Source organism: Bradyrhizobium sp. (assembly GCF_047605465.1).
In the GTDB taxonomy this organism is placed as follows: Bacteria; Pseudomonadota; Alphaproteobacteria; order Rhizobiales; family Xanthobacteraceae; genus Bradyrhizobium.
This window is the reverse complement of the sequence record NZ_JASGFS010000004.1, coordinates 26,823-45,155: the sequence shown is the minus strand read 5'-3', so window position 1 is coordinate 45,155 and position 18,333 is coordinate 26,823. Positions and strand designations below refer to the sequence as shown.

General features: G+C 65.4%; 16 protein-coding genes. 4 read left to right on the top strand and 12 right to left on the bottom strand.

Translation table 11 applies throughout. From position 1 onward, the window contains the following. Positions 1 to 7 precede the first annotated feature (7 nt). The 8 genes from QM712_RS05730 to QM712_RS05695 form a co-directional block, all read right to left on the bottom strand. Positions 8 to 313 (bottom strand): HigA family addiction module antitoxin, encoded by a 306-nt coding sequence (locus QM712_RS05730; RefSeq protein WP_415022092.1) that lies wholly within the window; start codon positions 311 to 313, stop codon positions 8 to 10. A gap of 12 nt (positions 314 to 325) precedes the next feature. After that, positions 326 to 607, bottom strand: a complete 282-nt coding sequence (locus tag QM712_RS05725; protein WP_415022091.1) for a type II toxin-antitoxin system RelE/ParE family toxin — start codon at positions 605 to 607, stop codon at positions 326 to 328. 69 nt (positions 608 to 676) lie between these two features. After that, a complete protein-coding gene (locus tag QM712_RS05720) occupies positions 677 to 1,441 on the bottom strand; it encodes an anti-sigma factor family protein (protein WP_415022090.1) in 765 nt (254 codons plus the stop codon). Then, entirely contained in the window at positions 1,438 to 1,986 is a 549-nt protein-coding gene (locus QM712_RS05715) for a sigma-70 family RNA polymerase sigma factor (RefSeq protein WP_415022089.1), read from the bottom strand. The genes QM712_RS05720 and QM712_RS05715 overlap by 4 nt, the downstream gene beginning before the upstream one ends. Before the next feature lie 142 nt (positions 1,987 to 2,128). Beyond that, a complete protein-coding gene (locus QM712_RS05710; protein ID WP_415022088.1) occupies positions 2,129 to 2,452 on the bottom strand; it encodes a cupredoxin family copper-binding protein in 324 nt (107 codons plus the stop codon). A gap of 24 nt (positions 2,453 to 2,476) precedes the next feature. After that, positions 2,477 to 3,415 (bottom strand): metallophosphoesterase family protein, encoded by a 939-nt coding sequence (locus QM712_RS05705; RefSeq protein WP_415022087.1) that lies wholly within the window; start codon positions 3,413 to 3,415, stop codon positions 2,477 to 2,479. 137 nt (positions 3,416 to 3,552) lie between these two features. Next, positions 3,553 to 4,434 (bottom strand): alpha/beta fold hydrolase, encoded by an 882-nt coding sequence (locus tag QM712_RS05700; protein ID WP_415022315.1) that lies wholly within the window; start codon positions 4,432 to 4,434, stop codon positions 3,553 to 3,555. A 108-nt stretch (positions 4,435 to 4,542) separates the two neighbouring features. Beyond that, positions 4,543 to 6,162, bottom strand: a complete 1,620-nt coding sequence (locus tag QM712_RS05695) for a GMC family oxidoreductase (protein ID WP_415022086.1) — start codon at positions 6,160 to 6,162, stop codon at positions 4,543 to 4,545. A gap of 207 nt (positions 6,163 to 6,369) precedes the next feature. Between QM712_RS05695 and QM712_RS05690 the strand changes: the two genes are divergently transcribed. Beyond that, positions 6,370 to 7,542, top strand: a complete 1,173-nt coding sequence (locus QM712_RS05690) for a M20 aminoacylase family protein (RefSeq protein WP_415022085.1) — start codon at positions 6,370 to 6,372, stop codon at positions 7,540 to 7,542. Positions 7,543 to 7,622: 80 nt separating this feature from the next. On the opposite strand, the gene QM712_RS05685 is transcribed toward QM712_RS05690, so the two are convergent. The 3 genes from QM712_RS05685 to QM712_RS05675 all read right to left on the bottom strand — a co-directional run bounded on the left by QM712_RS05685 (position 7,623) and on the right by QM712_RS05675 (position 12,048). Beyond that, the gene (locus QM712_RS05685) at positions 7,623 to 9,245 is read right to left on the bottom strand and encodes an inorganic phosphate transporter (RefSeq protein ID WP_415022084.1); all 1,623 of its coding nucleotides are present in this window, start codon (positions 9,243 to 9,245) and stop codon (positions 7,623 to 7,625) included. 125 nt (positions 9,246 to 9,370) lie between these two features. Continuing rightward, complete coding sequence (locus QM712_RS05680) at positions 9,371 to 10,813, bottom strand: UdgX family uracil-DNA binding protein (RefSeq protein ID WP_415022083.1); 1,443 nt, start codon at positions 10,811 to 10,813, stop codon at positions 9,371 to 9,373. Then, the gene (locus tag QM712_RS05675; RefSeq protein WP_415022082.1) at positions 10,813 to 12,048 is read right to left on the bottom strand and encodes a putative DNA modification/repair radical SAM protein; all 1,236 of its coding nucleotides are present in this window, start codon (positions 12,046 to 12,048) and stop codon (positions 10,813 to 10,815) included. The genes QM712_RS05680 and QM712_RS05675 overlap by 1 nt, the downstream gene beginning before the upstream one ends. Before the next feature lie 163 nt (positions 12,049 to 12,211). On the opposite strand from QM712_RS05675, the gene QM712_RS05670 reads away from it, so the two are divergent. The 3 genes from QM712_RS05670 to QM712_RS05660 are packed head-to-tail and all read left to right on the top strand — an operon-like array spanning position 12,212 to position 17,857. After that, positions 12,212 to 12,991: an ImuA family protein gene (locus tag QM712_RS05670; RefSeq protein ID WP_415022081.1), complete on the top strand. Its 780-nt coding sequence runs from the start codon at positions 12,212 to 12,214 to the stop codon at positions 12,989 to 12,991. Next, positions 12,894 to 14,480 carry a Y-family DNA polymerase gene (locus QM712_RS05665; RefSeq protein ID WP_415022080.1) on the top strand — a complete coding sequence of 529 codons (1,587 nt, stop codon included), beginning with the start codon at positions 12,894 to 12,896 and terminating at the stop codon, positions 14,478 to 14,480. Before QM712_RS05670 ends, QM712_RS05665 begins: the two co-directional genes overlap by 98 nt. After that, on the top strand, positions 14,477 to 17,857 hold the full coding sequence (locus tag QM712_RS05660) for an error-prone DNA polymerase (protein WP_415022079.1): 3,381 nt from the start codon (positions 14,477 to 14,479) through the stop codon (positions 17,855 to 17,857). Before QM712_RS05665 ends, QM712_RS05660 begins: the two co-directional genes overlap by 4 nt. Before the next feature lie 133 nt (positions 17,858 to 17,990). Here QM712_RS05660 and QM712_RS05655 read toward each other — a convergent pair whose 3' ends face one another. Further along, positions 17,991 to 18,278, bottom strand: coding sequence for a hypothetical protein (locus tag QM712_RS05655; RefSeq protein WP_415022078.1), 288 nt, complete (start codon positions 18,276 to 18,278; stop codon positions 17,991 to 17,993). Positions 18,279 to 18,333: the final 55 nt, after the last annotated feature.

The window sequence follows — 18,333 nt, the reverse complement described above, 5'->3', positions numbered from 1 at the left end:
AGCCAGCTCAGGCCGCCTTGGGCTTGTTTACGGTCTCGATGCGATCAAGCGCTTTACCGAGCTCGCGCTTGGCGATCTGGATATCGTAGTCATTCTGAAGATTGAGCCAGAGCTCGGCAGTGGTGCCGAGCGCCTTGGCAAGCCGAAGTGCCGTGTCGGCGGTGATGCCCGTCTGCTCGCTCGCAATACGCTCAATACGCGTGCGGGGTAGGCCGCATGTTTTGGCGAGCGCTCCAGCGGACAAATCCAGCGGGATCAGAAATTCCTCGCGCAGAACTTCGCCAGGATGCATGGGTTTGAGTTTCTTGGCCATTGTTGCGCTCTCTTAGTGATAGTCCACGATCTCGACTTCAGTGGGCCCTTGCGCAGTCCAGATGAAGCGTACTCGGAATTGATCGTTGATCCTGATCGAGTGCTGTCCCTTGCGATCCCCCGCCAGCGCCTCGAGACGCTTTCCAGGCGGTGCTCTGAGGTCGCCAAGTTCGGCTGCGGCGTGCAGATATCGCAATTTGCGTCGCGCGACCGTGATCAGGTCGGCTGGAAAGCCCTTGGGGCTTTCGCCGTCGAAGACCGCCTCAGTCGTCCTGTTCCGAAAGGTCCTGATCACGCAAGCACTGTATCATTGTCTGATACATCTCGAATGGATTTGTATCAATAAGTGATACATATCCGGAAGCTATCCTTCCACGTTCGCCTTCATCGCCGTCTCGAATTTGTCGACGAACTCGGCGAGTTCGTCCGCTCCGAGATCGCTGACGGCCCAGAAATTCAGACCGCGATTGCCCCAGCGGCGGCAGTTGAAGCCCTGCATGGTCTCGGTCTGCGGTGCGCGATGTTCGGTGCTCGACGTCTGCGAGACGAACAGGTTGATCACGTGCTGGCGGCGCCGGTAGACGACTGCGCCGATGGCGCGCGCGTCGATGTAGTCGAGCCGTCCGCCGACGAGGGTGAAACCCTGTGCGGTCAGGTCGATCACGGGCGGGGCGACGTCGAGCTTGCCGTTGAACCACGGCTTGACCGTGTGCTGGTCGGTCGAGATCACGTCGGTGAGGTGGCCGGCCTGCAGCGAGCGCAGGTGGGCGGAGACGACCTCCGACAAGATGCGCTGCTGGTCGTCCTGGCGCAGCACCACCGCGACGACGCCTGAGGCCGCGAGCGCGGAGACCGCCGAGCCCATCGCGAAGCTGCGCAGGACCGAGCGGCGGCTCGGCTGACGCTGCGGTTGCGGCAGCGACGCCTCGATCCGAGCGCGCAGGCTCGCCGGTGCGGCGTAGCGCAGATTGGTGTCGGCGAGCACGCGCTTCATGTCGCGCTGTGCCGCGAACTCCGCCGTGCAGGCCGGGCAGCCCGCGATATGCGCCTCGACCTCGCGGGCGTGACCGGCGTCGAGCTCGTTGTCGAGCAGCGCGTGAAGCAGGGTCGTTGCTTCGTCGCAATTCATCTCGCTTGCTCCTCTTCCGCCATCCAGGCCGCGCGCAGCATGGCGCGTGCGCGCGCGAGGCGGGACATCACGGTGCCGACGGGCGCGCCGACGGTCTCTGCGATCTCACGATAGGACAGGTTGTTGATCTCCCGCAGCACGAATGTCTCCCTGAACGGTTCGGCGAGCGCGTCGATCAGCCTGCGGATCGCGCCGGCATCGCGGTTGCGCAGCACCTTGGCTTCCGGGCTCGTCTCGGTCTCCTGCCACATCGGCGTCTGTTCGTCGGCGCCGGGTGTGTCGTCGATCGCCGCGTGGGAATGCGCGCGCCTTGCGTATTCCGCGTTGCAGACGTTGCGCAGGATCGCGAACAGCCACGGCTTCATCGCCGGCCCGCGATAGCTGTCGAAGTGCTTCAACGCGCGCAGGTAGCACTCCTGCACCGCATCCTCGGCGTCGGACGCATCGCGCAGGAGATAGCGCGCGAGCGTGTAGACGTCGTCGAGATAGGGCAGCGCGGCCTCGCGGAAGCGCTGCGCCTTCTGCAGATCCTCGGTGACGGGCATCGCTCCTCGCTTTGCCTGTTGTTCTGCTTGTTGTTGCGTCGTGTCGTGCTTCGTTTCTTCCCCGGGCGCGATCGAAGGCGCACGTGCCCGGCCGGCGTGGGACCACCGGCCGGGCAGGACAGAGATGCCTTGGTTCGAGATGTTACTCAACCTTGATCATCCCCGTCATGTGCGGGTGCAGCGAACAAAAATACTTGTAGTCGCCCGCATTGGTGAAGGTGAACGTGAACTTGTCGTCGGTGTCCAGGGTCTTGGACCTGAACTTGCCGGCCGAAACGACGGTGTGGGGGATGTCGTCCCGGTTGGTCCAGGTCACGGTCGTGCCGACCTTGATCTTGAGCTCGGCCGGCTGGAACACGAAGTTGTCGATATGCACCTCGATGTCGTCGGCGCGGGCGGTCGTGACGGGCAGCAGGATGGCCGCGGCCACGGCGACACCGAAGTCGCGGCGATTGAGCGTTCTCATTGTCAGCTTCCATTCAATCCTGGATCAACCCTGGAGCGGCGTGTCGATGATCGCCAGCCGCTCCTCGTTCTGCTTGAAGTTGATGCTGGCGACGCCGAGCATCGAGCGCAGCTTCGCGTCCTCGACCTTCATCGGACCGGGCGAGGAGGCGGCGCCCGGGGCCGGCTGCGGGAAGGCGGTCGAGCGCGCCGTGTGGAAGGTGACGTTGCCCTCGACTTTCTGCATCACCTGGTGGATGTGCCCGTTCAGCACGGTGACGGAGCCGAAGCCCTTGACGTATTCGAGCGCGCGGCCGCTGTCCTCGGTGCCCCAGCCCCATTCCGGATAGACCGTCCAGAGGGGGATGTGCGCGAACATCACGATCGGCGTCGACTTCGACTTGCCGCGCAGATCGTCCTCGAGCCAGGCGAGCTGTTCGGCGCCGAGATTGCCGAGCCCGCCGGCCTTGAGGTCGACGACGTTGACGAGGCCGATGAAATGCACGCCGCCGGCATCGAAGGAGTACCAGCCTTGTCCCTTGGTGCCGCGGCCGTAACGGTCGTGATAGAATTTCACCTCCTCGTCGAGGAAGTCGTGCTCGCCGGGAACGTAGTGCACGTCGAGCTTGGTCTGCGAGATGATGCGCTCGGCATTGTCGAATTCGGCGGCCTTCGACAGATGCGTGATGTCGCCGGTGTGGATCATGAACGACGGCTTCGCCGGCATGGCGTTGATCTTGTTGACGGCTTCCTCCAGCGTGCCGAGCGCGTTGGGGTTGGCCGGCTTGTCGAAGCCGACATGGCTGTCGCTGATCTGCATGAAGGTCATGCCCGGCGCGGTGGCGGCCTGCGCGGAATCGATGATGCCGAGCGAGCGCGGCACGCCGCCCGTGATGGTCCAGAGCACCCCGGTGCCGGCCCAGGTCATGCACTCCAGTACCTTGCGGCGGCTGACGCCGTCTTCGCCGTGATCGTGTCCGCTCATCGTGCATCTCCGCTGGCCCGGAATTGGGCGTCGGGGGAGATGATTGGGGGAGGGGCGGGTTTATTCGCCGGACGCGATGACGATTTCGTGAGCGTGGTCGTGTGTCCCCGGCGCGATACAACGCCCGGGCGAGACGCCTAGCTTGCGAATTCCCGGACGGCGTCCACCACGTCTTGCGGCACTTCCTGCGCCACGCAATGTCCGGCGTCCGCGAACACCAGCGTGCTCGCGCCCGGGATCAACGACACCGCCCGCGCGGCCATCTCCTGGTAGATCGCGCCGGATTTCGCGGCGGTCGTGACGCGCACGGGGCAATCAATCTCGGTCAGCCAGCCGAAGGGATTGCCGCGCGCATCGCCGATGTAGACCTGATCCATGGCCTCGTAGATCGGGCGCAAAATCTCCGATTCGATCTCGGGCGTGCAGAGGAGGCGGACCCGGCCGTCGTCGAGATGCGCAAAGCCGTGGCGGATGTAGGCGCGCAGCGATGCTTCGGTCCAATCCGCAAACGCGGGCGCGGCGCGGTAGCGCGCGAAGGCGGCCTCCGCGCTCTCGAACTCGGCCCGCCGGCGCAGCGTGCCCTGCACGCGCGATACCGATTCATCACTCAATCCCCCGGCGCGCGCCGCGCGCGGGTTCATCACCGTCGGCTCCATCACGAACAGGCGCGTGAATCGGTCCGGCCGGAGTTTCGTCGCGAGCAGGAGATCGGTCGCGCCGGCGCTGTGGCCGATGCCGTAGACATCGCGCAGATCGAGCGCGTCGATCACCCGGCAGATGTCGTCGGCGTAATCCACGAAGTGATACGCGCCGGGCTTGTGGCTGGCGCCGTGGCCACGTCGATCGAGCGCATAGACGGTGTAGGTCGCCGCGAGTTCGCGCGCGACCTCGTCCCAGACGTCGGCGACGAATCCGGTGCCGTGCAGGAGCAGGGCGGGCGGTTTCCCGCGCGCGCCCCATTGCAGCATGGCGATCTCTGCGTCTGTTTGGCCGATGGAAAAGCGGTGCGGACTCATCATGAAATCAGGCTGTGATGCATCATAGCCCGGATGGAGCGAAGCGAGATACGGGAGCCTTGGCATGGCAGCTTCCCGGACTGCGCTTCGCTCCATCCGGGCTACGGGCGCCTACTTCGCATCCTCCAGGATCATCGCCGCGCCCTTCTCGGCGATCATCGCGGTCGGGGTGTTGGTGTTGCCCGAGGTGATGGTGGGCATGATCGAGGCATCGACGATGCGAAGACCGGTGAGGCCGTAGAAGCGCAGCCGTTCGTCGACGACCGCCATCGGGTCGTTCGCCGCGCCCATCTTCGCGGTGCCGACGGGATGGAAGATGGTGGTGCCGATGTCGCCGGCCGCTTTCGCGAGCGAGGCGTCGTCATCGCCGACGGAGGGGCCGGGCAGATATTCGCTCGGGCGATATTTCGCGAGCGCCTTCTGCTGCATCAGGCGGCGCGTGGTCCGGATCGCGTCGGCGGCGACCTGGCGGTCGTCATCGGTCGACAGATAATTCGGCGCGATGATCGGCTTCTCGTCGGGCGTTGACGCGCGCAACCGCACGGTGCCGCGCGAGGTCGGCTGGAGATTGCAGGCGCTGACCGTGATCGCGGGGAAGCGGTGCAGCGGATCGCCGAACTTGTCGAGCGACAGCGGCTGCACGTGGAACTGGATGTTGGCGCGGGCCCGCGTCGCGTCGGAGCGGGTGAAGATGCCGAGCTGCGACGGCGCCATGGTCAGCGGCCCGCGGCGGCGGAAGGCGTAGTCGAGGCCCATCAGGCCGCGGCGGAACAGGTTGTAATAGGTCTCGTTGAGCGTCCGCACGCCGTCGACCTTGTAGATCGCGCGCTGCTGGAGATGGTCCTGCAGGTTGCGGCCGACGCCGGGCTTGTCCATCACGATGTCGATGCCGAGCGGCGAGAGCCAGTCCGCGGGCCCGATGCCGGAGCGATGCAGCACCTGTACCGAGCCGATCGCGCCGGCCGAGAGCACCACGTCGCGCCTGGCGCGCGCCTCGATGATCTCGCCGTTCTGGATGAAGCGCACGCCGACGGCGCGGCCCTGCTCGATGATGAGACGATCGACCAGCACGTGCTTCTCAAGCCGCAGATTGGGACGGTTCAGCGCCGGCTTGAGGAAGCCGCGTGCCGACGACCAGCGCCGGCCACGCTTCTGGTTGACGTGGAAATAGCTCGTGCCTTCGTTGTCGCCGGTGTTGAAATCCGGGATGCGCCTGATTCCCATTTCCTCGGCGGCATCGCCGACGGCATCGAGAACGTCCCAGGACAGCCGCGGTGCCTCGATGCGCCAGCCGCCGCCGGCGCCGTGATGCTCGCTCGCGCCGAGAAAGTGATCCTCCAGCCGCTTGAACACCGGCAGCACATCGTCATAGCCCCATCCGGTCATGCCGAGCTGGCGCCAATGGTCGTAATCGGCGGCCTGTCCGCGCATCGAGATCATGGCGTTGATCGCCGAGCAGCCACCGATCACCTTGCCGCGGGGATAGGCCAGCGAGCGGCCGTTCAGGCCCGGCTCGGCTTCGGTCTTGAACATCCAGTCGGAGCGCGGATTGCCGATCGCGAAGAGATAGCCGACCGGAATGTGGAACCAGATCCAGTTGTCGTCGCCCCCGGCTTCGAGGATGAGCACGCGCCGGGACGGATCGGCTGACAGCCGGTTCGCCAGGATGCAGCCGGCAGTGCCGGCGCCGACGACGATATAGTCGAATTCACCCTCGAGTCGTCTTGGCATGCTGCTCCACCCGGATGATCGGCATGCCCGAGCTTGTCCGGGCATCGACCTGCGTCTCCTAATAGTCGGACGTGCACGGCCAACACAAGCTGGCGGCAGCGCCGGCCATGACGCCAGGGCAGAGCTCCCCTTGGTTTGAAGGAGTTAGGTGGCCCGGCGCGTGCATGGTAGACAGTCCTGTATTTTCAATGAAGCTTGAGACCCTCCATGCCCATCGTGAACCGCGTCGCCGACCTTCGGCCCGATATTCAGGCCTGGCGCCGGGACATCCACCAGCATCCCGAACTGCTGTACGACGTCCACCGCACCGCAGCATTCGTTGCCGATCGCCTGCGTGAGTTCGGCTGCGACGAAGTCGTGACCGGCCTCGGCCGGACCGGCGTGGTCGGTGTGATCAAGGGCAGCAAGCCGGCGGGCGAAGGGCTCAAGGTGATCGGCATGCGCGCCGACATGGATGCGCTGCCGGTCGACGAGCAGACCAATCTGCCCTACGCCTCGAAGGTCCCCGGCAAGATGCACGCCTGCGGCCATGACGGGCACACCGCCATGCTGCTCGGCGCGGCGCGCTATCTCGCCGAAACCCGCAATTTCGCCGGCAATGCCGTCGTGATCTTTCAGCCCGCCGAAGAGGGCGGCGCCGGCGGTGCGGCCATGGTCAAGGACGGCCTGATGGAGCGCTTCGGCATCGAGCAGGTCTACGGCATGCACAACGGCCCGGGCATCCCGATCGGCTCGTTCGCGATCCGGCCGGGCCCGATCATGGCGGCGACCGACGAGGTCGACATCCTGATCGAAGGGCTCGGCGGCCACGCCGCGCGTCCGCACAAATGCGTCGATTCCGTGCTGGTCGGTGCACAGGTGATCACCGCATTGCAGTCGATCGTCGCGCGAAGCGTCGATCCGCTGGAATCCGCCGTGATCTCGATCTGCGAATTTCACGCCGGCAACGCCCGCAACGTCATTCCGCAGACCGCGACGCTCAGGGGCACCATCCGCACGCTGTCGCCCGATGTGCGCAAGCTGGTCGAAAAGCGCGTGCACGAGGTGGTCGCCGGCGTGGCGCAGATCACCGGCGCCAAGATCGATCTGCGCTATCAGCGCAACTATCCCGTCGTGAACAACCATTTCGCCGAGACCGAGGTCGCGCGTGGCATCGCCGCGCAGGTCGCGGGCGATGCCAACGTTCACGAGATGGCGCCGCTGATGGGGGGCGAGGATTTCGCCTACATGCTGGAAGCGCGGCCCGGTGCCTTCATCTTCTGCGGCAATGGCGACAGCGCGGGGCTGCACCACCCCGCCTACAATTTCAACGACGAGGCGATCGTCTACGGCACGTCCTACTGGGTCAAGCTGGTGGAGCAGTCGCTCGCGGCGTCGTAAGGCCGGCGCCCAGACGGGCCCGGACATGAAAAGGGCCCGTGCGTTGCACGGGCCCTTTGTCGTCAGTGAGCGGCGATCTCTCAGAACACGTGCGAGAACACGTAGTACAGCGTGCCGGAGATGATCATGGCGGCCGGCAGCGTCAGCACCCAGGCCATCGCGATGTTGCGGATCGTGGCCCATTGCGGGCCCGAACCGTTGGCGGCCATGGTGCCGGCGATACCGGATGACAGCACATGCGTGGTCGACACCGGCAGGCCGTAGACGTCGGCTGCGGCAATGGTGGCGGCGGCGGTGATCTCCGCGCAGGCACCTTGCGCGTAGGTGAGGTGCGTCTTGCCGATCTTCTCGCCGACGGTGACGACGATGCGCTTCCAGCCGACCATGGTGCCGAGGCCGAGCGCGATGGCGACCGCGATCTTCACCCAACCCGGGATGAACTTCGTGGCGCTGTCGAGCGAGCCCTTGTAGGCGTTGAGGACGTTGACGTCGTCGGCGCTGAGTTCGGCTTCCTTGTCCTTCATCAGGAAGCGGAGGGCTTCCGAGACGAGGTACATGTCGTTGCGGGTGTTGCCGACGACGTCGGCGGGCACCTTGGCGAGCGAACCGTAGGTGGTGACCTGCTTGGAGATGTCGCGCACGAGGATGGCGAGCGACGGGAACGTACCGCCGTTGACTTCGTGCTGCGCGACATAGTTGGTGACGGCCGGGCGCGGGTTTCCGATCACGTTGTAGCCGGCGGCCTTGCCTTCGATGATCTTGCTCGCGGCTTCCGAGTTCCTGGTGAACGCCTCGATCTGGGCTTCCGGCAGCGCGCGGTTGAGCGCATAGGCGGTCGGAACGGTGCCGATCAGGATCAGCATGATCAGACCCATGCCCTTCTGGCCGTCGTTGGAACCGTGGAAGAAGCTCACCAGGGTGCAGGTGAGGATCAGGATGCCGCGGATCCACCACGGCGGCGGCTGGTCGCCCTTCGGCTCGCCGAACAGGGCGGGCGTCGCGCGCAACAGCACGGTGCGCAGGATCAGCAGCAGGCCGGCGGCGAGCGCGAAGCCGAACAGCGGCGACAGCAGGAGCGCCTTACCGATGTTGGTGGCTTGCGACCAGTCGACGCCCGAGGTGCCGCTGCGGCCGTGCAGGACGGCGTTCATGATGCCGACGCCCATGATCGAGCCGATCAGGGTGTGCGAGCTCGAGGCCGGCAGGCCGAAATACCAGGTGCCGACGTTCCAGATGATGGCGGCGATCAACAGCGCGAACACCATGGCGAAGCCGGCGCTGGAGCCGACCTGAAGGATCAGCTCGACCGGCAGCAGCGACACGATGCCGAAGGCGACCGCGCCCGAGGAGAGCAGCACGCCGAACAGGTTGAACATGCCGGACCACACCACGGCGACGTGGGCGGGCAGCGAGCGGGTGTAGATGACGGTCGCGACCGCGTTGGCGGTATCGTGGAAGCCGTTCACGAACTCGAAGCCGAGCGCGATCAGCAGCGCGACGAAGAGCAGGAGGAAAGGAGCGAAGGTCTTGACCTGCGTGCCGGTCGCGTCGACGTCGACCCAGATGCTGTAGGCGACAAAAAGTAGTGCGGCGCCGATGACGCCCATATAGATCACGCCGGTCAGCGGATGGAAACCGCGGTCGAGGTCTGGCCCGCTACGCAAGGCTGGCTCGATGGAGCCGGGCAAAGCAACGTCACTCATTGGAAATTCTCCTGTCCCAAGGCCCTGATTTTGCGCGCGGCATGTGACAGCCAGTTGAAATGGTTGACGAACAATTGAAATGAAGGGACTTCTCCACTGCATGGTGACGTGCATAGAGATGCATGTCAGGCAGCGCGTGCGGCCCTCTTCTGCAAGCCGGCGGCGATCTTCAGATCCTCGACAAAGCGCTGATATTCCAGAACTTTGGCTTCGGGATCGGGGAGGCGGAGCAGGTAGGACGGGTGCACCGTGACCAGCGCCTGCCGTCCGTCGGGAAGGTCCATGAGGCGGCCGCGGGTCTTCCCGATCGGAGTGGCCTTGCCGAGAACGCTCTGGGCGGCGGTGGCACCCAGCGCCACGATGAGATCGGGCTGGATTGCCGAAACTTCCCGCTCGTACCATTGCCGGCATGCCCGGATCTCGGGCGTCGCCGGCTTCTGGTGGAGACGGATCTTGCCGCGCGGGACGAATTTGAAATGCTTGACCGCGTTGGTGACGTAAACCTTCTTACGGTCGACGCCAGCTTCCTCCAGCGCGCGGTCGAGCATCTGGCCGGCCGGCCCGACGAAGGGATGGCCGGCGAGGTCTTCCTTGTCGCCGGGCTGTTCGCCGACCAGCATGATGTTGGCGTCTTTCGGGCCCTCGCCGAACACGGTCTGCGTCGCGTCCTTGTAGAGCGGACAGGCGCGGCAATGCGCGGCCTCCTCGCGAAGCGTTTCGAGATCGTCGCCGGGGGTCTTGCGTTTCATCGGAGCCTCCGGCCGCTTCTGGGATTTGTGCGGATCGGTCGCGGCCTTGGCGATCATGGCGCCCGTCATGCGCTCGGCGTCCTCGATCAAGGGCTTAATGATCGAGGCCTCGGGCAGGTTCCTCCAGTATTTCTTCGGCATCTCGGTCTGCATCGCCTTCACCTTGAGCCGCGCCGGATTGAAGATGCTGGCGTAGTAACGCCGCCAGGTTTCCTCGAGCCGATCCTCGCCGGGCGCCTCGTTCTTGCTGACGCCCGGCGTGAACGAGAGCGCGTGGCCATCCCAATGCGCACATAAATCCGGCGTCAGGATCGACCAGGGCATGTCGGCAAAGCGCCGGGCGAAGAACGGCGCGGCCAGTTCGACGATGTGATGCTCCGGCTCGAACCAGGCGACATAATGCGCCTCGCGTTCGCGGCCGACCTCGCGGAAGCGGACGAAGGCATGCATCTTGTGCTCGTCGCGATAGATCGCTTTCGCCATGGCCGTGACTTGCGCGACGTCGGGGTCGATCGCGACGTCGATGAGATCGTGATTGTCCCTCAATCGCCAGAGCAGGCGATAGAGAATGGCAAAACGCTCGGGGTCGCGGTGCAGGATCGCCGCCTGGGCGAGGTCGACGAATTTTGCCGGAACGTTGAAGGTGCCGTCGCTGCTTTGCGGCAGCGCAGACGGCGAGGGCGGCGCGAACAACTCCGCCTCGCCGCCCTGCACGGCCCAGGTGACGTCGGCGGGCTTCGCACCATGAAGCACGAGCGCCCGCGCGGCTTTGCGCCAGCCGTCGAAATCGGTTTGGTCGTCGAGGGTGATGAACTGCATCAGAAGCCAAATCCCAATTGCGTTGCCTTCGGCTTGAACCGTTCGATCAGCCGCGCCTCGTCGAGACGATGCGGGGCGGGGCGATGATCGCTGAGGACGATGAACGGCAGCGCCTTGTGCCGGGGCACACGCAGCCGTGCGAGATCGGCGGTGCGGATCGTCGTCGTGCGCCGCGTCGCGATGATGCGTTCGACCGCCCTGGTGCCGAAGCCGGGTACGCGCAACAGCTCCTCGCGGCTGGCGCGATTGACGTCGAGCGGGAAGCGGTCGCGGTGGCGCAGCGCCCAGGCGAGCTTGGGATCGATGTCGAGCGGCAGCATCGCGCTGTCGTCGACGATCTCGCCGACGTCGAAGCCGTAGAACCGCATCAGCCAGTCGGCCTGATAGAGCCGGTGCTCGCGCAGCAGCGGCGGCGCGCGCAGAGGCAGCGCCCGGCTGGCGTCGGGGATCGGGCTGAAGGCGGAATAATAGACGCGCCTCAGCCTGTATGAGCCGTAGAGATTGGCGCTGGTGTGGAGGATGGTGTGGTCGGAGGCCGCATCGGCGCCGACGATCATCTGCGTGCTTTGCCCGGCCGGCGCGAAGCGCTGCGGCTTCGCCTTCGTCTTCGTGCTGCGGCCTTCCTCGGCTTCGTCCAGCTTCAACCGCAGCCGGCCCATGGTGCGTCGGATCGCACGCACGTCCTTCTCCGGCGCGAATTGCTGCAGGCTGGTCTCCTGCGGCATCTCGATGTTGATGGAAAGACGATCGGCATATTTGCCGGCTTCCGCGATCAGCGCGTCGTCGGCCTCGGGAATGGTCTTGAGATGAATGTAGCCGCGGAAATGATGCTCCTCGCGCAGCTTGCGCGCGACGCTGACCACCTGCTCCATGGTGTAGTCGGGGCTGCGGATGATGCCGGAGGAGAGAAACAGGCCTTCGATGTAGTTGCGCCGGTAGAAGTCGAGCGTCAGCTTGACCACCTCGTCGACGGTGAAACGGGCGCGCGGCACGTTGCTGGAGGCGCGGTTGACGCAGTAGAGGCAATCGTAATTGCAGGCGTTCGTGAGAAGAACCTTGAGCAGCGAGATGCAGCGGCCGTCCGGCGCGTAGGAATGGCAGATGCCCATTCCGGGCGCGGTCGAGCCCATGCCCTTGCCGTCGCTGGAATCCCGCTTCTCGGTCCCGCTGGAGGCACAGGACGCGTCGTACTTGGCGGCGTCCGCCAGGATCTCCAGCTTGCGTTGCACGTCCATATTTGAATCCCTTTGATTCCGTTCATGAATCAGGGGATGCGCCAATTCGATTGACTCAAGGCATCCCATTAGCTTTATATTAGAACATACCATGAACAAATGAGCCAGCCGTTGGTTCTTCTTTTTGAGGGCCACGGCATTCATTCCCAAAGGAGCGGCGAGCATGAGCGCACGCATGAGCGCGCTTGCGACTTTGCGCGGCCAGATCGAGCGCATCGAGACGGCGGACGTCGTGCATCATCGCGATCGCGTCGCGCTCGGCCACGGCGAGGTTGACCGCGCGCTGAAGGGCGGGCTCGCGCGTGCGGCCATCCACGAGGTGTTTTGCGAGGGCCGTCAGGGCGCGGTCGCGACGGGCTTTGTCACCGGGCTTGCGGGCCGCGTGACGGCGCGCCGGCCGCTGTTGTGGGTGCGACAGGATTTCTCGGAGCTTGAAACCGGCGCACTGTCGATGAGCGGGCTCGCCGAGATTGGTCTGGACCCGCGCCGCGTGGTGATTGTGCGCGCCGCCGACGTGGAGAGCGCGCTGCGCACCTCGGCCGATGCGCTCGCCTGCGATGCGCTCGGTGCCGTCGTGCTCGAGCTCTGGGGCGAGGTCAGGCAATTCGATCTCGTGGCGAGCCGCAAGCTGACGCTGGCAGCGCAAGGCTCCGGCGTCACCGGCCTTTTGTTGCGCATGGCCGCGCAACCGTTGCCGTCGACCGCGGAGACGCGATGGATGCTGCGCGCGGCGCATTCGCCGCCGGGGCCGGCATGGAGTGCCTGGGGCGCGCCGCGTTTCGATGTCGAGCTGTTGCGCAATCGTCACGGGCCGTGCGGCCGGTGGATCATGGAATGGAAATGTGATGAGTGCCAGTTCAGCGAACCGTCGGCGTATCCTCAGCCTGTGGCTGCCGCGCCTGCCCATCGACCGGATCCAGCGGTTCTTCGGCACGCTGGGTAAGGTCGATGAACCAAGCATCGTCGTCATCAAGGACAACAATGCGCTGGTGATTTATGCGCTGGACGAGGCCGCCGAACGCCTTGGCTTGCATATTGGTCAGCCGCTCGCGAATGCCCGGGCGATGTGCCCGGATTTGAAAGTGTTCGACGCCGATGTCGCGGCGGATGCGAAGACGCTCAGCGACATCGCCGACTGGTGCGACCGCTTCACGCCGCTCGTGGCGCTCGACCCGCCGCACGGATTGTTCCTGGACATCACCGGCTGCGCGCATCTGTTCGGCGGCGAAGCCGCGCTGTTGCAGACGCTGGCCCGCGCGCTCGCGCGCCAGGATTTTTCCGTCAGTGCGGCGATTGCCGGCACTTCGGTCTGCGCGCGCACGCTGACACGTCAGGCCACGGGGACCATCGTCGCCGATGGCGGGGAGGCGGCGGCGATCGGCCGGTTTCCGGTGTCCGCGCTCGGCGCGGACGAGTCCATCACCACCGGCCTGCGCCGTGCCGGCCTGAAGACCATCGGCGATGTCGCCTCGCGCGCGCCGGGCGAAATCACGGCGCGGTTCGGCGCGCGGTTTTCCACGCTGCTGGCACATGCGCTGGGGCGGGGCGATGCGCCGATCAATCCGCGCAAGCCGCTGCCCGATTACATCGTCGAGAAGCGTTTCGCCGAGCCGATCGCGACCGACACGATGATCGCGATGACGCTGTCGCGGCTGGCGGACACGCTGATCGCGTCAATGGAGAAGCAAGGCAAGGGGGCGCGGCGCCTGGAGGCTGCGTTCTTCCGCACCGATGGTGTGGTGCGCGCGATCATGGTCGAGACCGGACGGCCGGTGACGCGGAGCGCGGTGATCGACCGCCTGTTTCGCGAGCGCCTCGACGCGCTTGTCGATCCCCTCGATCCCGGCTTCGGTTTCGACATGGTGCGGCTGTCGGCGAGCCGCACCGAGATCGTGGTGCAGGAGCAGCGCGATCTCGACGCCCATGTCCACGACAATGACGAGCTGGCCGCGCTGATCGACCGCATCGCCGCGCGCATCGGCGGCAAACGCGTCGTCGTGAACCTGCCGCAGGACACGCATATTCCCGAGCACGCGGTGCTGGCCGCCCCCGCGCAGCATCACCTCGCCGCCGCCATGCAGGCCGAATGGCCGGCGCGCGTCGAGAGCGAGCCGCCGCTGCGCCCCCTGCGGCTGTTCGACAAGCCGGAGCTGGTTGCCGTGCCGTTCGCGACAGTGCCCGACGGGCCGCCGCATCAATTCACCTGGCGGCGCGCGAAACATGCGGTGGTGCGGGTGGAGGGACCCGAGCGGATCGCCATGGAATGGTGGCGGCAGGACGGCAAGCAGCTGACGCGGGATTATTTCCGCATCGAGGATGCCGAAGGCCTGCGCTTCTGGATCTTTCGCGACGGCCTCTACGAAGGCGAGTGCTTCGACGACGACGGCAAGCCCGTTGCGCCCCGCTGGTATGTGCATGGTCTCTTCGCATGACCACGCCGGCTTATGCCGAGATCGGCATCACCACGAATTTCTCCTTCCTGCGTGGCGGCTCGGATCCGCGCGCCTATGTGCACCAGGCCAGCAAACTCGGCATTCCCGTGATCGGCATTTCCGATCACAACACGCTGGCCGGCGTGGTGCGGGCCTATAAGGAGCTCGGCAATGACGAGGTGTTGCACAAGCCGAAACTCCTGATCGGTGCGCGCATCGTCTTCTTCGACGGCATTCCCGACATTTTCGTCTATCCGCGCGATCGTGCCGCCTATGGCCGGCTGTGCCAGCTTCTCACCAAAGGCAAGCGCGGCGACGACGTCAGGCGGATCGAGAAGGGTGAGTGCCATCTCACCTGCTCCGATCTTCTCGATTATGCCGAAGGCCAGCTCCTGATCCTGACGCTGCCGCATCGCTTCGAGCCGGCGCAGGCGCTGGAGGTTCTCGCAAAGCTCAAGGCAAGCCGCGCCGCGGGCGTGTGGCTGGCGGCCAGCCTGCTCTATCGCGGCGACGACCGCCGCCGCCTCGCGCAACTGGACGACCTCGCCGCCGCGGCGGGCGTGCCGCTGCTCGCGACCAACGAGGTGCTCTATCACGATCCGGGCCGCCGTCCCTTGCAGGACGTGCTGACCTGCATCCGTGAAAAGACCACGATCGAAGCAGCCGGCAGGAAGCTTGAAGCCAATGCCGAGCGATTCCTGAAGACGCCCCGGGAAATGTCGCGGCTGTTCCGTGATTTTCCCGAGGCGATCGCGGAGACCATGCGCTTTGCGGGTCGCATCGACTTCTCGCTCGACCAGCTCAGATATCAATATCCGGACGAGCCGGTGCCGCCGGGGAAGACGGCGCAAGGACATCTGGAGGATCTGACTTGGGCAGGCGTCGATAAATATTTCGGCGGTGTCTCCAGGATCGACGACAAGCTTCGTACGACCTTGCGCAAGGAGCTCGCGCTGATCGCCGAGCTGAAATACGCGCACTACTTCCTCACCGTGCACGACATCGTCCATTATGCGCGCAGCGAAAACATCCTGTGCCAGGGGCGAGGGTCGGCGGCGAATTCGGCCGTGTGCTACGTGCTCGGCATCACCTCGGTCGACCCGACCCAGGTCGATCTGCTGTTCGAGCGGTTCATCTCCAAGGAGCGGCTGGAGCCGCCCGATATCGACGTCGATTTCGAGCATTCGCGGCGCGAGGAGGTGATGCAATATGTCTATCGCCGCTACGGCCGCCACCGCGCCGCGATCATCGCCACCGTCATCCATTATCGCCCGCGTAGCGCCATCCGCGACGTCGGCAAGGCGCTGGGCTTGACCGAGGACGTCACCGCCGCGCTCGCCGACACCGTCTGGGGCAGCTGGGGCAGGGGCCTCAACGACATGCAGGTCAGGCAGGCCGGGCTCGATCCGCAGAATCCCATGATCAATCTCGCGGTCGAGCTCGCGACCGAGCTGATCGAATTCCCGCGCCATCTCTCCCAGCATGTCGGCGGCTATGTGCTGACCCAGGACCGGCTCGACACCTATGTGCCGATCGGCAACGCGGCCATGGACGACCGCACCTTCATCGAATGGGACAAGGACGACGTCGACGCGCTCAACATGATGAAGGTCGACGTGCTCGCGCTGGGCATGCTGACCTGCATCAGGAAGTGCTTTGATCTGATCGCGGATCACAAGGGCAGGCGCTACGAGCTGGCGGACATCAAGTCGAAAGATGACGACGAAGTCTATCAGATGCTGCAGCGTGGCGAATCCCTCGGCGTGTTCCAGGTCGAGAGCCGCGCGCAGATGAACATGCTGCCGCGCCTGAAGCCGCGGACCTTCTACGATCTCGTCATCGAGGTCGCGATCGTGCGGCCCGGGCCGATCCAGGGCGACATGGTGCATCCGTATCTGCGGCGGCGGAAAATGAATCCGGCGGACATCGAATACCCCTATCCGGAAGGGGGCAACAGGAACGAGCTTCGCGAGGTCCTCCACAAGACGCTCGGCGTGCCCCTGTTTCAGGAGCAGGCCATGCGCATCGCGATCGTCGCAGCGGGGTTTTCCTCGGAAGAGGCCAACGGATTGCGGCGAGCCATGGCGACGTTCCGCAACGTGGGGACCATCGGCAATTTCGAAGACAAGATGATCGGCAACATGATCAGGCGCGGTTACGATCCGACCTTTGCCAGGAATTGCTTCGAGCAGATCAAGGGCTTCGGCTCTTACGGGTTCCCGGAGAGCCATGCCGCGAGCTTTGCCCAGCTCGTTTACATCTCCTCATGGCTGAAATACCATCATCCCGACGCCTTCTGCTGCGGGCTGCTGAACTCGCAGCCGATGGGCTTTTACGCGCCGGCCCAGATCGTCGGCGATGCGCGAAAGAACGGCGTCGAGGTGCGTGACATCGATGTGTCCCATAGCTTCGCGCAGAACACGCTGGAGAACACTGACCGAAAATATTGCGCCGTGCGCCTCGGCTTCCGGCAGATCGACGGCTTTCACTGGCTCGATCCGGATGAGGAGGAGCTGCGAAGGCAGCAGGCGGAGCGGCAGGGCAAGACCTATGTCAGCCCGGAGGATTGGGCGGACCGCATCGTCAAGGCGCGCAGCCGCAGTCCTTTCACCTCGCTGGAAGACTTCGCCCGCGACACCGGCCTGCCCAAGCGCGCGCTGATCCTGCTCGCGGACGCCGATGCGTTCCGCTCGATCGGGCTCGACCGCCGCGAGGCGCTGTGGCAGGTGCGGCGGTTGCCCGACGACGTGGCGCTGCCGCTGTTCGAGGCGGCCACCGCGCGTGAGCAGCCGGACGAGCATGCCGAGCCGCTGCCCGTGATGCCGCGCGCGGAACAGGTGGTCGCGGACTACCAGACCATCCGGCTGTCGCTGAAGGGACATCCGATGGAATTTTTGCGCGAGATGTTCTCGCGCGAGCGGATCGTCGCCTGCAGGGAGATCAGCCATGAGAACGACCGGCGCCGCGTCCGCTGCGCCGGCGTGGTGCTGGTGCGGCAGCGGCCGGGCAGCGCCAGCGGCGTCGTCTTCATGACGCTGGAGGACGAAACCGGCATCGCCAATGTCGTGGTATGGCCCAAGATCATGGAGCAGTATCGCAAGGAGGTGATGGGCGCGCGCCTCATCCTGGTCGAGGGCTACATCCAGAGCAGCCCCGAGAAGGTGACCCATCTCATCGCGCAGCGCATGATCGACCGCTCGCACGATCTGGTCGGTCTCGCCAACGATGCCCTGATCCGCAAGCATCCGGTGCCGGCGGGTGCCACGGTGATCGAGCCGCTCAACGACGATCGCCGGGCCCACCCCGACGCGCCCGCGCAAAAAATCCGTCACCCCCGCAACGTCCGCATCCTGCCGCCGTCGCGCGATTTTCATTGAGGCCGTGGCGTAAAGCGCCGCCTCATCGCCATTGCGAGCGAAGCAATCCGGATATGCATCCGCGCAACCGGTCCGGATTGCTTCGCCGCGACAGCGCCTCGCGATGACGGCCTCGAAAGAGGCGCGTCGTCTCTCACTCCGGCGCCGCGCCGACCGGCGGCCCGCCGGGCGGGCGGTGCAGGAAGGTCAGCGACGCGAAGGCGCCGACCCAGGAGCCGATCGCCGCGAATGCGACGTAGAACGCGTTTTCGGTGTAGCTGATCACGGCATAGGACGAGAGCAGATACCAGATCGCGCTCCAGCTCGCGGCCGGCACGCGTTTGCGCGCGACCACGGCGGAGGTGAACATCACGTAGACCGCATCCGTTGCCGCAGTTGCGATGAACACGGCGCCGGCGGTGAGGGGATCGATGGCAGCCATTGCATTCCTTTCGGCGATCATGACATGGTCGCGAAAGCTAATGGGAGAACAGCGG